The organism is Cytophagales bacterium (genome assembly GCA_033344775.1).
Lineage (GTDB): Bacteria > Bacteroidota > Bacteroidia > Cytophagales > Cyclobacteriaceae > JAWPMT01.
Genome location: JAWPMT010000001.1, coordinates 749,953 through 763,923, shown reverse-complemented (window position 1 = coordinate 763,923; position 13,971 = coordinate 749,953). Strand labels below are relative to the sequence as shown.

Sequence of the window (13,971 nt, the reverse complement as noted above, 5' to 3'; positions counted from 1 at the left end):
AATAACAATCAATTAATTAATACATGAAAAACGTAGTAATAACAGGAAGTAGCAATGGTTTTGGCAAATTGACAGCTCTAACCCTTGCCCGGCAAGGTTATAAAGTTTGGGCAACCATGAGGAATATGGATGGTAAGAACAAAAAAAGCAAGGATGAGCTGCTAGAAATAGCCAATGATGAAAGACTTAAAATAGAAGTTGTAGAACTAGATGTTACTCAAGAACAATCTGTAGAGCAATCCATTAAGCAAATTGTAGAAGCCGATGGAAAAATTGATGTGTTGGTCAATAATGCTGGAGTAATGTTCGTAGGCATAACAGAAGCTTATTCCTTGGAGCAGGCAAAAGACCAATTTGATGTGAATTTCTTTGGTATCATTCGAACGATAAAGGCGGTATTGCCTCACATGCGTGGCCAAAAAAACGGATTGATCATCAATGTATCTTCTCTTGCAGGACGGTTGTCATTTCCTTATTTCGGGATCTATTGTGCCAGTAAGTATGCAGTTGAAGCCTATTCACAGTCGCTAAGATATGAAGTGGCTCCATTTGGAATAGAAGTATCTGTGAACGAGCCTGGTCCATTTGGAACGGGCTTATTGTACAGTGGCCCACAAGAGGCAGATGTAGCCACGCTAGAAGGATATGGAGACTTCAAGGGAGTACCAGGTGCTATGTTGAAGAATTTCGAAGGGTTTTTCGAAACAGATCAAGCACCTGATCCTCAAATGGTAGCAGATGATATTCTGTCCGTTATCGCCGCTGATAAGGGAGAAAGACCGGAGCGAGTGGTTTCAGGCATAGACTATGGAGTGAGGGATTATAATGAAAAAGTGCATCCCATTCAAGAGTCATTGATCAAAGACAGTCTTCAAATGGGTCATTTACTTGAAGTAGCGCAATAATCAGCAAATGGGTAGCATGGTAAGAAGGGTTATAAGGGCTGATTAGCTGAACCTTCCTGAGGAATAACACTGCATTTTAACCAACGACTCGATACCAGTGGAAATGAAACTCACGATTGGCCAATTTTTGATATAGAAAAAACGAGGTAAAAGGAAGAGATGGTTTTCTAAATCATCAATCAATTTTTTTCAATAAGTCAAAATTCATAGTGAATGATGAATAAGCATTTGAAACAATCAATAGATGCTTGACAAGCATTAGTTATGATTGAATTTGGTTAATTTGAAAAAGGTGCGTCTGCTATAGCGTACCTTTTTTTATTTCTCAGCGAATTTGAATGAATGTCTCCCCTTTGTCCCGGAGGTACTTTGGAAATGATAATGAAGTCAATTTAACTTTAAATAGTACAATTCATACTTGCTTTTATTAAATATTAAGTGATTGTATAGACCCCTTATTTTAATGATCCTCTATGAATGCTTACATCATTCCACGACTTGTTTTCTTTTCATTAATGGCAATTGTCTTCTGGCCATCCCACGGTCAATTAGCTCGATATGAGTTTAATAATGACTTTCAGGATCAATTCGGAAGCTATCATGCTGTTGAGCAAGGTAACCCAATGATAGAAAGCGGTGAATATGTGACGATGGGCAGTTATGACTATCTGCTGTTGCCCAACGCATTGAGTGCTGCGATTGATACGTCCGCTTCTCTGGAGATCAGGGTACGTTTCAAAGTAGAGGGGGATTGGCAATCAACAGCAGATGAAGATGCTCGAGTCATTTTGTCGAGTAAAGAGGATTACGATCAGCGTTTAGGAGGTTTCGATATTACCGCACGGCAATGGGAAGGTCAGCTCAGGATCATCACTACTTACGGAGATGGTATCAATTACGGACCCCCGATATACCAATCAGAAGGCAAGCTTGATTTTGTAAGTGAAATAGATTCAGGAATTTGGTACGAACTGATTGTTCGAATATTCTTTGATGCCGCTACACCATACATACAGTACATCGTCAATAATTCGGTTTCTACTTCCTATTTTGACGATCGCCTGGATTATGATGGATTCAAGCGAACCATCTCACAACAGATGGCGGTAGGGTCTGACATCAACAACCATATTAATCTTTTCGAACCACCTCCGAGCCTCGACCTTCAGGTAGATTATTTGGTAATTGCCAGTCCGGTCTTATCCGGCGATCCGGATCAAGTGGGTACAGTGATCGGGCTATTAACGGATCATTTGCAAGGAACGACTACATTACCAAATGAGACCATAGATTCTTTACACGGCGTTTTTGTCGCTAATTGGGACCAAACATCGTATCAGCCCAATAAAGCAAGTATTCATACTTACATGGAAGCTTATTCAGTTGTTTACGGACCCATCTTTGATCAGCCATTTAAGGAGTCTCCTGATGGCTTTCACGCCATGGAGGCTATCCAATACCAGATGCAGCAATGGATTTTAGATAATCAGTATGGGGGCTCAACCGTGGTAGAAATGGAAGGATTGACCTTCAAAGATCATGAGTTGTTTCCCGGTACGGTAAGTAACGCTGCTCCTCGCATCTCCGATGCCACTTTTACGATCGATGGTGATTATCAAACGGATCCAGGGTTCCATCTCAATGACCAGGAAGAAGTCATTCGCCCCAGCGGGTATTATGTAGCTCCTGGTGAACTGGTCACAATCACAGTACCCGATGCGGCGATTAGACAAGATATGACATTATTTGTCGGAGCGCACCGAAAAAACGTGCAAGAAACCTGGAATGAATTTACTCGATATCCAAGAATATCCACTCAGTATGCAATTGAAAGCAAAACCATAACTGTGGCGAATCCATTTGGTGGAGGAATATACCTTACTGTCCCTGATGGCAAACAATTGGGACCGCTAACCTTTGAGGTAGATGGAGCAATCAAAGCGCCATACTATTCTACGAAAGAAGGGTTTTCAACATCGCTAGAAGAATTTCAATCAGAGGTAGCCAATGCCCACGTGCCCTGGGCAGACATAGAATCCTCTAAATTCATGTGCACTATTCCTCATGGCATGGTGAAGAATGTGGTATCTCCAGATTCCGTCTTGTCCGTTTGGGATGATATGTTTGATGCCGTAAATATTGCACTGGGAAGACCATTAGAGCGGTTTAGAGGTGAATACCTGATGGTAGACAGAAATAGCCATGCAAAGTTTACGGCCGCACCGGCCGCTTACCCCATGTCCTTGGAGACGGTAGCATTTCCTTATGAATACCAATGGGATGAACCTGTGGTGGTCGGACAAGGCCGGGAATGGTACAAAGGCTTAGCACGATTTAATTACATCATTTTCCATGAATATGGACATTTACATAACATGCCAACCCTGCCTTTTGAACAAGAGACCAATGTTCACATTCCGGCGACTGCTGCTTATAGTATCGCCATGGGTGAGTCGATCGATTCGGCTTTTGTCTATTCTCAGAATCAAAGATTGACTTTGGAAGAAGCGACGCTTGATTGGATCGTAACTCCGAACTTCTATGAAGGTAACCGAATTGGTTATGAGATCGATGGCCCATGGGACCAGTTACTTTATCAAAGTCGGGGCCTGGTAAAACTAGTAGACATTGCCAAAATGTTTGGATGGGAGGCTTATGGCGAGATCAATCAATATTTCTATGATTATCAAATCGCCAACCCTGATTGGAGTCCTTACAGTTTAGAAGATGATCAGTTCATCGCTGCCGCTTCTGAAGTGCTTGGTGTCAATATGGCGCCTCATTTTGAATTTCATGGAATCCTGCCTTCAGACATCCTTGTGAGTGAATTGCAGTCTTTGCCTACATCTGAAATTGTAAAAGAACGCCTGTTGCACTATCGAGCTACTGTTCCCGCTGATAATGAAGCCATTCAACACATCTACCATTCGATGGTCGAACACATGGATCCAAATTACCATGTTCCTCGATGGGATTCGATCCGCATTATATACGATGAGGTGCACGCTGCCAAGATCATTGGGCGAATTGATACTATCATTGATAAGTATTATAACCTCACAGCCGCAGATTTGAACCAGGAACCCGTGATCATTGGTTTGGTCCAACCGATTGTCATTTCTGAGAATACCTCATTTACCTTGTCGCTTGCAGATTTGGAAGTGGAGGATACTGACCATACTTACCCGGATGATTTTATTTTGTCTGTCCATGAGGGAGAACATTATACCCTTGATGGATACACGATTACTCCTGAATTAGACTTTTCAGGAACCTTAAATGTACCTGTTACTGTCAGTGACGGTATTGAAGAGAGTGAAGTATATACGGTTAATGTAGAAATACAGAAACTTAATATTATACCAGTAATTACGGGTCTATCAGCACCCATTTTAATTCCGCAGGATACCCCATGGACCTTGAGTCTTACGGATTTTATAGTTGAAGATGATGATCATGATTTTCCGGGAGATTTTACACTGACAGTTAGTGCCGGTGAAAATTATTCTGTTGATGACCATACCATCATGCCAGCAGAAGGTTTTGTAGGGGAACTTTTAGTTTCTGTTACTGTCAATGATGGAATTGATGAGAGTGACATTTTTGAAGCGCCTCTTGAGGTATTCCTCGTTTTGAACACCCAAATATATCAGTCTGGTACATTAGTTTATCCAAACCCGGCAGGTAATGTTTTATACCTTAAAGAACAGGACCTTAATCAGGTGAGATCAATAGACCTCACTTCTTTGGATGGAAAGTTGATAAAGAAATTTCTTCCAGCAGATGTATATACAGGGATCAACTTGAATGACCTTACCTCAGGGACCTATCTATTACAAGTCAAAACTGATACACAAATCAACACATTGAAGATCCATAAGCGTTAATGAAATATCCTTCAGTTCTCATCGTCCCGCGAGTCTTGTAGTTTTAGAGGCCACATCTGGCGTGCAAGTCTAACATTTGATAGGTACAAAATAAAAGTGCATCCCTCTGGGATGCACTTTTCATAGCTCAGTGTTTGGTTGAATAAGCTGACTCTTAATGAGTAACTGGTTCTTAATGAAATGAAGTATCTAGCTATAAACCTTCTGTAATTAAGCACGTATTCTTTTATTGGAAAGATAAATTTTCTTGATTTAATTTTTTTTCATAAAACCCTGTAAATCAACGATATAAAAAATAAGGCTTGAAGAATTTTGAGAAAAATATTCTTAGATGTATTAATATTAAGTAAAGGCGGAAAGAGTGGATCTGATTAATAAAAATATTAAGACTTTACGGAGGGTTGAGAACATCAAAAGTCAGAGCGAGTTTGGGGAAATTATTGGGGTTCCAAGCCATAATATTAATAAATACGAAAACAATGTAATCCCTAAACCGGATGTTTTGAGAAGTGTAGCTCAGGCCTTCAAGATCAACCTTCACTTGTTCATCACCAAAGAGATGACCGAGAGTAATTATGAAGAGTTTAAAATTGAGCACAACACAGAAGCTAAGCTGGAGAATCTGGTAAATGAGTCCACTCAAAACTTTGAGATCACCCGCAATGACATTGACCGGATTGCTACGTTTTTCAGTGATAAACTGCGCAGAATAGAAGAGGAAGATACCAATGAAATTGACCGTCGCCGCTTATTTGGGGACTTAAAAGCGATATTTCTGGCTTACAACCAGAAACTGAAGGACTTCTATATTATGCAGGATACCCTTTCCGATATCATTAGCGGTAAGATAGGAGAGAAGTAGTTCTCCTTGTCGGTGGCAAGATTGGAATGAAAGAATACTACAAACAAAAAGGATCCATGAGGATCCTTTTACGTTTTTCAATGTGTTATTTAAAGATTGATTTTATCCTAACAAGAGAAAACAAAGATCAAGCGACCTTAGTCCTTAGAACACAGGTCACTTAATCTAGTTTGATGTTCTGAAATTCGATCTGGATTTCAGATCTTGTATCAGACACCTTCGTGGATAATTTAGATTGATAATAGGCACGACTGCCTGTGTACACCGCTAAAGCGATGAAAATAAACATGAGCACAATGGCCCACGGTTCCTTGTAAAAAGGAATGACTTGATTGAATTCGTCGTACTCGCGGATGATATCTGCAAAGATCACTCGATTGTTTTCAGCTTGATATTTTTCACCTTCGGAAAGAATGTTACTGATATGCTCATTATAAATTTGTGCATACATTAAAGCGTCTGCATATTCATTGTGTGCAGCAAGTGCAGAAGTGAGTTTAGCATAAATTTCTACCTGGATTCGCTCATTTTTATTGTGTTTTTCTTTCAGGGCATCTTTCCAGGTAGCGATAGCTTCCATAGGTTGGCCAAGTTCAAAAAGCACACTTCCAAGATCATATTTGGTGATAAAAATAGATTCACTATCAGTTTTATATTTTAACGCTTCTCTAAAGGCTTCGTTAGCTTCGTCAAATCGTTCTTGCTCCATGTAGGTGACTCCCATTCCATGATAGGCCTGTCCTACAAAATCTAATACACCATCACTTTTGGAATCGTTTTGATAATCTCGAATAGTATTCCTGTAAGCGATTCTGGACATGTCATAATCAGCAAGATCCTTATACATCATACCAACCTGATTATTCGCACGGGCAATGTTTCTATGGTGATCAATGCTTTGAGCCAATTCCAGTGATTGTGTAAAAGCATCTTCCGCTTTGAAGAACGATTCTTCATCTCCTTTCAGTTTGTAATTTCTGCCAAGGTTATAATAGACGTTAGAAAGCTGCTCTTCCGCAAGTTTGTCTCGATCTTCAAGAATACTTTGATAGATGCTAATCGCGAAATCATATTGACCATAATATTCGTTCAAGACAGCCAGGTTGTTCCTGACTTTTGCTTTGGTGATTGCATCTGTAGTTTGATCCAGATATTTCAGTGATTCCTTATACGCAAAATATGCTTTAGATACATCATCCATCAATTGATGTTGTAGATATGCCTGGTACCATAGAGCCTTACCAGTTATTAGTGCTGAGTTTTGCGATTTAGCTTGATCGATGATTTCATCCAGACTGGAGATTCCTCGAATTGGATCATCATACATGAACTCCCGCGTCTCTTGCAACGCCACTTCCAAAGATTCGGATTCAGAGGTGGCAAGTATTTCTTGATCAGCTTGCATTTCACATGCAGCCAATAAGCAACATCCTATAATAAATGTAGGAATGATCTTTTTCCAATTTTGTCTCTTACGGTTCATTTTTTTGTGGTTGAATTGATTAATTCAATATTAAAAATATCAGTTACCACCTGGGCTATTAATAGCTGGCTGTTCTACCGTCGATTTGTCGTCATCTGTTTCCTTCTTAATTTCCAGATTATCCAAAATCTCCGAATCTTCTTCACATGAGGAAAAAGCAAACAAACAGACTCCAAAAAGTACGTAGGTAAATAGCGTGTACTTCACTCGTCTCATCATATATCAATCGTGATAGTCCGAAGGCAATATAAAAATGTTCTTGAAATCTTCTCTGTATTATTAAAATTCTTCGTTTTGAGGCTTTTTCCGGTGAAAAGGAAGATGAATTTTCCTATTTGTAATAAGATTATTCTTCTTGATGTTTTAATGATTCCTTTTCTTATTGCCAATGATTTAGTCAACCGGTAGATTCACGCTAAATATGGTTCCGCCTTCGCCGTTCGGATTGTCCTTCACCCTGATGGATCCATCTTTTTTTGTAATCAGTTCATAAATATTGAAAAGCCCAAGTCCTGCGATTTGAATGCTATCCTTCGTTGTGAAAAATGGTTCAAAGATTCTTCCCTTGATTTCATTGGGAATTCCCTTGCCATTATCCATAACAACTACAACTAATTGGCCTTTGTTTCCCAGGATTCCGATATCAATTTTAGCGTTCGGTCTTTGAACACTTGCCTCGATGGCATTGATGAGTAAGCAATTGATGGCCATTAAGAGATCGGAGGCTTCCGAGTTTAGCTGGAGATCCATTTCAATTTGAAAGTTAAATGTGATCTCGGGGTATAAGATCTTGTACCAATTGATCATTCGTTTTACCACTACATCCAACTGCTGCTCTTCATCGAAACTTTCAATCTGATCAGGTAGCATATCCAGAAAATTTGATGCTGAATCACAGGCCCTTTCGGCACTCTGAGCAAGGGCCTTGAGTAACAGTTCCACTTCAGCCATGAGCTGTGCACCAGTTTCTCCTTCAACTTTGATATGAGATTTTAATGCTTCAAAATCTTGACAGATTGGTTTTATCGCTCCATTAACGATGTTCAGAGAATTATTTAACTCATGGGCCATTCCTTCATTGATTTTGGCCATATATGCAGTTTTGATCTGCTCTTGTGATTTGTTCTGACGAGATAATACTTGCTGTATTACATGACTCAGTTTGTCTCGTTCTTTAGTCAATTCCAGCATTCTTCGTTTCAAACCGAAGAAAGGATTGAGCTTAAGAAGAAGAGGTGATTGCAATAATATAGAGTAATAATCGTTGAAGCCTTCGGCTTTTAAAAGATTACTTTGGGACACGAGGATCGAGTATCCATAATTGACCAACACACCGAGTGCCACTAAGAAAATCAAATTCAATAGTATTGTTTCCATATCCATTAGCTTTTAAGTTGTTAATGTCCATTCTCACTTAGGTTCTTACCTTAATAAGTTAATTAGACATTACAATTTTTCTTAAATGGAATAAATACTATACCCAAAATGATGTAAGTGTTTGATTATTAGATTTTTATAAAAATCTAATTTCAAATATCCAAGAATCTTTTTCTTAAGACAGCTAATTATTTTAGCTCACTCTAGCGAATCACTTTGTCGGGTTTTAAGGATCTTTTCCTAAAAGCGTTTTTCTTGATTTTATAGCGCTACTAGCCTGATGGGACTATCCTGATTGAAGGTAACTTTTCCATCTTTTACAATTCCAATTGCTCCACTGTAATGGTCTTTTACTTCCTGTCCTTCTGGAAAGGTATTTGCGACATTTACTTCAGAAGTGGGGTCCATTACCACAACTACCTGATCAGTAACTTCATCAGATAAAGTTCTTTTGAAAGTATAAGGAGCTGCTTGAATCATTTCATGAACCCCAGCGCCGATAGAAGGGTGGTCTCTTCTGAATTTCCCGAGCTTTTGCCAGTGTGCTAATGTAGCTTGCATGGTTTCATTGGTCTCAAGTTCTTCCCAGGGCATTGGCGTTCTCAAGGTCGCATCTCCGGATGCACCTTCATATTCCAGTTTTCTGCCTAATTCATCTCCATAATAGATTTGAGCACCTCCGGGTACGAGCATCAGCATCGTAGCAAAGTCTTTGATCTGCTCTCTTGAACGATCCAGAATGGCGCCATCATCATGAGAGGCAATGTAATGCAGAGTAGTTAGTCCTTCCCACTCAGGACTGTTCAGAATATTGGAATAAGTGGAGAATACTTCTTCAGGTTTTTTGACGACTTCCCCTTTGAAGGCAAAGTTGATCAAGCTGTTGAAACCCTGGGCGTAGTAGTCGATTTTTTCAACACCACCATCCATGGTGAACTCCTTGTTGTAGATCGAGTAATTGTAAACTTCACCTAGATAGTATAGGTCCAGATCATCTAGTTTCTCAGCCGGGTTAGCTGTTTTCCAATCCTTTAATGCCTGTAGTGCCAATTGATAGAGTTCTTTCCAGACGGTTTCTTCCACATGTTTTACCGTATCAACGCGCAATCCGTCTATGCCCAATTCTTTGATATAATCGGTGATCCATTTCATGATGTAGAAGCGGGGAGCTCTTGGATGGCCGGTAGCTTCAAAAAACGCATCTAGTTCGGCCACTTCCTGCTCATAGCGGCCTTCTGCTTTCCACTTGTCTACTAAGTACCGGGGTAGCTCGACGGCTTCATCTGATTCAGTTCTAACATCAGGTAGGTTTTCCACTAAAGTACAAGTCACGGTTGAGGCGTAGCTACTGTAGGTGCATTGTGGAGAGGTGCGTACCCAGGATTCTTCGTATTTAGGGTCCATCTCTGTAACAGGCCCGGTATGGTTGATCACTACATCAAATACGATCCGGATGCCCTGGTTGTGGGCTTTCTTGATCAGTTCTTTTAAGTCTTCTATTGTTCCAAAATTTGGATCCAGTGTGGTCCAGTCGGAGATCCAATAACCATGGAAGGCGTATTGACTACCATAACCTTCGTCTACGGATGATTTGACTTGTTGAAAAACAGGTGTCATCCAAATGGCATTGACACCAAGCTCCTGAAAATAACCTTCGTCCAGTTTCTGGATCACTCCACGGATATCTCCGCCCATAAAGCTCCGCAATGGTGCACCATCTGGTTGTCGGCCAAATGAATTGTCATTGGAGGGATCACCATTTTTGAACCGATCCGTCAACAGAAAATACATGTTGGCATTTTCCCACATGAAATTTGCTTCGGCAGCTTGAGCTGCTTCCGCAGGTTTTTCTTCCACTTGAGTTTTCGGTGTATTACATGCGTAAGCAGTCAGTAACAAGGTGAGGGCTAGGAGCTTAAACTTCATGATTAAGAATTAATGATGACGCCTAAACTAATAAAAAATTGCTTCGGAAAGTTGTTCGGAATTGAATTGATCCCGAACCTGAAAAATGGAAACGATTGCGGTGCTGAATAATTTTTTGAAATGCCTAATCAGCCTTTCAAATCCGATAGGATACCTGTGCTGATTGTTCTATTAAAGCTCGACCAGGAGCAGCAGCAAACTACCACTTATAGAAAAGCCCCAAACTGATGGCAGGGGAGGCTGCTACAGATGTCCCTGAGCCTCCGCCAAGGGAAGCAAACCCGCCAAACCCTTTGGAAAATAAATCTTCAGCAAAGATTTTGAGAAGGAAAGCGTTGTACTCTTGAAAACTGGTATAAAGACCTGTTTCAATGATATTGGGAGCGTCGACATTAGGGTCACCATTGTCGAGGTTGTGCCAACGGTTGATGTTCAGGATTACGGTGAAATCTTCACTGGCTTTCAAGCCTCCTTCAATACCAAAACTTAGAAAATCATGATGATCATTGGCGCGATAGCCATATCCAAAGAAACCATAAGCGAACCAACTTTTTTGTCCACCACCAATGGATAGTTTGGGTTGGAGGGTAGTTGCATTGACACCTGTTGAAAGTCCTGTTTCGGCATCACGATCACTGGTAGGAAGGTCTGCTTGTCCGATCAATGCCACTTTCACCGATTGGTCCAAAATGGTGTATTTACTGAACAGGCTGATGTTACCAGGAGCAGCCAAATTATCGGAAGGAAGGTTTGGGGTTGTATTCATCGGATCTGTTGTGCCGCCGGTGGAAACCAATATGAATGGCAAAGTTGCTCCAACGGTTAATCGCGAAGAGATACCGAATTCTCCATAAGCTGCCACCGTAAAGTCAAATATCTCCCGATCTACTTCCCTGGTGGTGCTGCCGCCATCATAAACCTGGGAGTAAGGCGGGATGAGATTGAAGAGCAGTTGTGTGTATCCATGACCTTTTCCCGGTGCCCAGGGTCCCTGGGCTGAGGATTGGATGAAACAAAACAGTGAAAGGACGAATAGTAGATTTTTCATTTAAAAAAAATGACTTATTCGTTTAAATGAATAAGTCCATCATTGGTTCAGCACCAACTCATACAATAATGAGGTTTAGCGTGAACACGACCATTTGTAATGACTACTTCCCTTGAAGGTCTGCATCTTCCTCGATGAGGTGATGGTCTACATAAATATTCTCTTTTTCCAATCGATTCAGTCTTGCTTTGCGGGAGTTGTGGAATAAGTTCCAGTACATCACAACCCAAAGAGAGCACATCACAACGATGATGCTGAAAATGAATAGTAGACCTCCATCATTATTAACTTCAAGTCCCAGAACGGTGAAGTGATAGAAATTGGCAGCACTGATGATGCTAAGTGATATGATGGCACCAATAATGTAATGTCTGGAAACCAGGGCCACAACGGCGATCAATTCAAAGATCGCGATGATGATCCTGCCACCAGGCTCCATATTAAGTTGATCGAAGATCCAGACACTTTCAGGAACGGCTAAGAATTTGGCAGGAAGTGTTTGCGCGATGATAATGGCCACAATAAGTCGAGGTATCCAATGTGACAGGTCTCGACGTTTAAAACTTTGGCCTTTAAATGGATTCATGTTTGAGGATTTTTTAGCGGTGGAATACAAATACAAACAAGTAACCGAAAGTTACCATCAATCTGTTTCCCAGCAAGTCCTCAACAAGACATGAGTGTAAATCTAAGGACAGTTTTTGTACTTTATCGAAAAAGAGTGGGTTAGGAGGGGTTACCTCCTGGATGTGTGGAATTTTGAAGCAATAGAGGGGATTTTGAGGGAGAAAAGTTGTTGTATTAGTTTGTTATTGCTTGATGGAAATTAGTATTGGATCAATGTTCCCTCTCGTTTTCCTTTTTCAACGGCCCACTCAAAAAAGTAGAGACTCAATGGGAAAAAGATAAGCGTCATGCCACAGATAATATATAGATCCTGGGCGATCATGGTCAAAGAATACCCTTGCAGTATGGTCAGTCGCAGTGCATCTAAGGCATAGTAGATCGGGAAAACATATGATATGGTTTCAAGCCAATTGGGCATCAGGGTGATGGGGAAATAGGCACCTCCAAGGATGGCACTTAAATGGCTGAATACAAAACCAAACGGCTCGCCTTTCTTGAAGATAATTGTCCCTGCAGCTGCGAACATGCCAAAGCTGATGAAAGCCAAAACGGAAACGATGAAGGTGACCAAAGTGGCGAATACATTGATGTTTTCAAAACTGAATCCAAGAAATAGGCTTCCTACAACAAAGATCAGTATCAGTTGAACTGCGGCAGACAGAAAGCTGTACAGTGCAGAGTTGAGAACAATTGCCTTAGGATTGGTCTGAGAACTGAGGATTGATTCAAGGCAGCCAGCCATCTGAGCACGACGCATGCTGTCGGAAAATGTGGTTACTGCTAATTGGAAATATCTGGTGAAAGCGATACCAATCAGCGCGAATGGAAAGTATTCTCCTCCATATTTGGCCAGCGTTTCTGACGATCCTTCCTCGACCAGTTTCCCAACAAAGAAGAAGGAGACCAGCGGTAAAATGGATCCAAACATTTGGATCACGAAACTCACTTTGTAGCTCGTCTCAATGATGAAGTCTTTGATGATGAAAGCCTTTGCCTTATGCCAGAAGTTCATGATAACGAGGTGTAGGTTGTCCCATGATCATTTCAAAGTAGTAATCCTGTAAGCTGCCATATTGTGCTAGAATGGCGTCGGTCGTGCCATAATGCAATATTTTGCCCGCCTTCATGATGATGATCTTATTACACATAGCCTGGGCCTCTTCAAGATCGTGTGTTGCGATCAGTAGGGTTCGATCCAATTGTTGATGGATCTTCATTTTGATCAGGGCGATGACTTCTTCCTTTCCGATAGGATCGAGTGTGCGGGTGGGCTCATCCAGGATCAGTACTTCAGGATCTGCAAGCAGCCCCCGTGCGATCGCAAGTCGCTGTTTCATACCCGAAGAGTAGCCAGCAAAATCTTTTTCGGCATGAGCGGTTAACTGGACCAGATCGAGCAATTCATCGATTTTTTGGTGAAGCGCTTCACCCTTTAGATTGTCCAGTTTTCCGAAAAACTCAAGGTTCTGCCTGCCTGTCAGTCGCCAATAAAAACTACGCTCTTCATTCAACACGAATCCGATGGTTTGACGGGCCTGCATGTTTTGCTTTTGAGTCTGATAATGGTTGACCAGAATTTCACCTGATGTCGGATACAAGAGTCCACCAATGAGCTTTAAGAGTGTTGTTTTTCCTGCTCCGTTCGCTCCTAGGAACGCAATTTTATCTCCCCGTTCAATGGTAAGCGAACATGGGTGCAATGCGGTAACTTTCTTTCTGGGCGCAAAAGGCCTGATAAGCCAATCTTTATAACTTTTTGGTATGGGGTAGTTCATCACTACGTCCCTGACATCAATGATCATAACTAGGCTTGACGGTTAAAGCGGAGAAAGGTATGATCCCGGCCAATTGACCAG

General features: G+C 41.1%; 11 protein-coding genes. 3 read left to right on the top strand and 8 right to left on the bottom strand.

Annotated elements, in window-relative coordinates; genetic code table 11:
• The first annotated feature begins 23 nt into the window (after window positions 1-23).
• The 3 genes from R8G66_03090 (at window position 24) to R8G66_03080 (ending at window position 5,654) form a co-directional block, all read left to right on the top strand.
• Window positions 24-905 carry an SDR family oxidoreductase gene (locus R8G66_03090; GenBank protein MDW3191314.1) on the top strand — a complete coding sequence of 294 codons (882 nt, stop codon included), beginning with the start codon at window positions 24-26 and terminating at the stop codon, window positions 903-905.
• A 473-nt stretch (window positions 906-1,378) separates the two neighbouring features.
• On the top strand, window positions 1,379-4,792 hold the full coding sequence (locus R8G66_03085) for a M60 family peptidase N-terminal accessory domain-containing protein (protein ID MDW3191313.1): 3,414 nt from the start codon (window positions 1,379-1,381) through the stop codon (window positions 4,790-4,792).
• Between the two features lie 361 nt (window positions 4,793-5,153).
• Window positions 5,154-5,654: a helix-turn-helix transcriptional regulator gene (locus tag R8G66_03080; protein MDW3191312.1), complete on the top strand. Its 501-nt coding sequence runs from the start codon at window positions 5,154-5,156 to the stop codon at window positions 5,652-5,654.
• Between the two features lie 160 nt (window positions 5,655-5,814).
• Here R8G66_03080 and R8G66_03075 read toward each other — a convergent pair whose 3' ends face one another.
• The 8 genes from R8G66_03075 to R8G66_03040 all read right to left on the bottom strand — a co-directional run bounded on the left by R8G66_03075 (window position 5,815) and on the right by R8G66_03040 (window position 13,917).
• Window positions 5,815-7,137 carry a tetratricopeptide repeat protein gene (locus R8G66_03075; GenBank protein ID MDW3191311.1) on the bottom strand — a complete coding sequence of 441 codons (1,323 nt, stop codon included), beginning with the start codon at window positions 7,135-7,137 and terminating at the stop codon, window positions 5,815-5,817.
• A 39-nt stretch (window positions 7,138-7,176) separates the two neighbouring features.
• Window positions 7,177-7,356 (bottom strand): hypothetical protein, encoded by a 180-nt coding sequence (locus R8G66_03070; protein ID MDW3191310.1) that lies wholly within the window; start codon window positions 7,354-7,356, stop codon window positions 7,177-7,179.
• 174 nt (window positions 7,357-7,530) lie between these two features.
• Entirely contained in the window at window positions 7,531-8,514 is a 984-nt protein-coding gene (locus tag R8G66_03065) for a HAMP domain-containing sensor histidine kinase (protein ID MDW3191309.1), read from the bottom strand.
• Window positions 8,515-8,775: 261 nt separating this feature from the next.
• Complete coding sequence (locus R8G66_03060) at window positions 8,776-10,440, bottom strand: alpha-amylase family glycosyl hydrolase (GenBank protein ID MDW3191308.1); 1,665 nt, start codon at window positions 10,438-10,440, stop codon at window positions 8,776-8,778.
• Between the two features lie 199 nt (window positions 10,441-10,639).
• Window positions 10,640-11,488 carry a hypothetical protein gene (locus R8G66_03055; protein ID MDW3191307.1) on the bottom strand — a complete coding sequence of 283 codons (849 nt, stop codon included), beginning with the start codon at window positions 11,486-11,488 and terminating at the stop codon, window positions 10,640-10,642.
• 103 nt (window positions 11,489-11,591) lie between these two features.
• Window positions 11,592-12,074 carry a DoxX family protein gene (locus R8G66_03050; GenBank protein MDW3191306.1) on the bottom strand — a complete coding sequence of 161 codons (483 nt, stop codon included), beginning with the start codon at window positions 12,072-12,074 and terminating at the stop codon, window positions 11,592-11,594.
• 240 nt (window positions 12,075-12,314) lie between these two features.
• Entirely contained in the window at window positions 12,315-13,127 is an 813-nt protein-coding gene (locus R8G66_03045) for an ABC transporter permease (GenBank protein MDW3191305.1), read from the bottom strand.
• Window positions 13,111-13,917 carry an ABC transporter ATP-binding protein gene (locus R8G66_03040; GenBank protein MDW3191304.1) on the bottom strand — a complete coding sequence of 269 codons (807 nt, stop codon included), beginning with the start codon at window positions 13,915-13,917 and terminating at the stop codon, window positions 13,111-13,113. Before R8G66_03040 ends, R8G66_03045 begins: the two co-directional genes overlap by 17 nt.
• Window positions 13,918-13,971: the final 54 nt, after the last annotated feature.

Coding starts and splice junctions, on each gene's coding strand:
- R8G66_03055 (MDW3191307.1), bottom strand. CDS start 11,488: ATGAAAAATCTACTATTCGTCCTTTCACTGTTTTGTTTCATCCAATCC.
- R8G66_03050 (MDW3191306.1), bottom strand. CDS start 12,074: ATGAATCCATTTAAAGGCCAAAGTTTTAAACGTCGAGACCTGTCACAT.
- R8G66_03075 (MDW3191311.1), bottom strand. CDS start 7,137: ATGAACCGTAAGAGACAAAATTGGAAAAAGATCATTCCTACATTTATT.
- R8G66_03060 (MDW3191308.1), bottom strand. CDS start 10,440: ATGAAGTTTAAGCTCCTAGCCCTCACCTTGTTACTGACTGCTTACGCA.
- R8G66_03085 (MDW3191313.1), top strand. CDS start 1,379: ATGAATGCTTACATCATTCCACGACTTGTTTTCTTTTCATTAATGGCA.
- R8G66_03065 (MDW3191309.1), bottom strand. CDS start 8,514: ATGGAAACAATACTATTGAATTTGATTTTCTTAGTGGCACTCGGTGTG.
- R8G66_03040 (MDW3191304.1), bottom strand. CDS start 13,917: ATGATCATTGATGTCAGGGACGTAGTGATGAACTACCCCATACCAAAA.
- R8G66_03090 (MDW3191314.1), top strand. CDS start 24: ATGAAAAACGTAGTAATAACAGGAAGTAGCAATGGTTTTGGCAAATTG.
- R8G66_03045 (MDW3191305.1), bottom strand. CDS start 13,127: ATGAACTTCTGGCATAAGGCAAAGGCTTTCATCATCAAAGACTTCATC.
- R8G66_03070 (MDW3191310.1), bottom strand. CDS start 7,356: ATGATGAGACGAGTGAAGTACACGCTATTTACCTACGTACTTTTTGGA.